This is a genomic window from Clostridium sp., assembly GCF_051656525.1.
Classification (GTDB): domain Bacteria; phylum Bacillota; class Clostridia; order Clostridiales; family Clostridiaceae; genus Clostridium.
In genome coordinates this window covers 1-1,764 of record NZ_JBOGCC010000362.1, presented here as the reverse complement: position 1 = coordinate 1,764, position 1,764 = coordinate 1, and the positions used below count along the sequence as shown (strand labels likewise).

The following is a 1,764-nucleotide window of genomic DNA, read 5'->3' as shown; positions in this document are numbered from 1 at the left end:
TAAACTTTAAAGTGTTAATTTTAAAGTTGCTATAACTGGATAATGATCTGATGGATATCCATCATTTATCTTTCTTTTATCAACATAAAGCTCCTCACAATAAAACTCTTTGCTTGTTAATATAAAATCTATTGGCCCTTCATCAGGAACTCCTGTAAAATCATGAAAAGTTCCCGTAATTTCATTTTCTACATTTTCATATAAATTTATCACTTTAAATTCCCTATCTTCATAATCTTTTATTACATTAAATACTTTATCCGTTGCAATACAATTAAAATCTCCCATAATTAAAAATGCTAATTTATTCTTTAAACTATTATTCTTACATTTATCTAAAATCAATTTAATTCCTAAAGCTCTAGCCTTTTCACTAACATGATCTAAGTGAGTATTATAAACCATTATTTCCTCTGAAGTTTCCTTATTTTTAAATCTACCATAAGTACATATTCTCTCACAAGCAGCTCCCCAAGATTTACTTCCTACATCACTTGGAGTTTCTGAAAGCCAAAATTGCTTCCAATACTTCACTTCTATCTTCTCCTTATTATAAAAAATTCCATTATACTCTCCTCTATTTTTTCCTTCTCTTCCCTCTCCTATATAAGCATAATTCTCTAATTTTTCTTCAAGATCTATAAGCATATGCTCTAATCCTTCTTGTATCCCTAATATGATAGGATTGTTATCCTTTATAACAGTAACAATCTTCTCACAACGACTCTTCCATTCATATTCTCCCCTTTTATATTCACCTTTGTATTCTATTCTTATATATATTACCTAAATATGGAATAATTTTAAAGTATAATCTTTTCAAATATCCAATAATAAATTCATTTCTAAGAACAATAAACCTCTATTGCTTTTGACATAAGTTCTGCTATACCTTCTCCATTCATATCTATATTTTTCTTAAACCTTTCATCTTGAACATACATTAATCCAAGTCCTGCTAGTATTTCCTTTGTACAATTATAAAAATTATCAGTTATATAATTTTGCCATTTTAAAACTAAGCTTTGAACTTTCTCATCACTAGGCTCTAAACCTCTACACTCTGCAAACTCTTTAAATATTTTATTACCTTCTTCAGTTACATCCTTCCATTTATCCTTATTGTAATTACTAGTCTTTTCATTGCACTCCCTATATGCATCGGTATCTCCAAAACGTTCCTCAACTTCTTTAGCATACTTCTTTTTACTAGCCTCTATTTCACTCATATCAAACTCCTTAAAACTCATATTCCTCTCTCCTTTTATAGTTTTATCAATTAGATTAATTAAACCATCCATTCTTTCTCTCTTTTGAACTAATAATTCTCTTTGCTTACTCAAAGCCTCAGCTTTATCATAATTAGGATTATTCATAATCTCCTTTATCTCATTTAAAGAAAAATCCAGTTCCCTAAAAAACAATATCTGTTGCAACGTTTCAATATTCTCATTTGAATATATTCTATATCCAGCTCCAGTAACTTCACTTGGCTTTAAAATTCCCACTTCATCATAATAATGAAGAGTCCTTACAGTTACTCCACTCAACTTAGCCACCTCACGAATCTTCAATAAACACACCTCCTCCCTCTTAGCACTAAATTTATTTTCCTAGCTATAATTTAAATATATTTCATCACGCAACGTTAGAGTCAACACTATTTATAAAAATTTTTTATAAAAAAATAATAGCCTTCATTAACTTAAAAGCTATCATCAATTTACTTTAATTATCTTTTTTTATATTTATCGCTTGTCTATG

General features: G+C 28.6%; 2 protein-coding genes. Both read right to left on the bottom strand.

What is annotated here, in order from left to right; genetic code table 11:
- Window positions 1–6 precede the first annotated feature (6 nt).
- A complete protein-coding gene (locus tag ACRDDY_RS17670; RefSeq protein WP_438566244.1) occupies window positions 7–699 on the bottom strand; it encodes an endonuclease/exonuclease/phosphatase family protein in 693 nt (230 codons plus the stop codon).
- Between the two features lie 146 nt (window positions 700–845).
- Window positions 846–1,574 carry a MerR family transcriptional regulator gene (locus tag ACRDDY_RS17665; protein WP_438566243.1) on the bottom strand — a complete coding sequence of 243 codons (729 nt, stop codon included), beginning with the start codon at window positions 1,572–1,574 and terminating at the stop codon, window positions 846–848.
- Window positions 1,575–1,764: the final 190 nt, after the last annotated feature.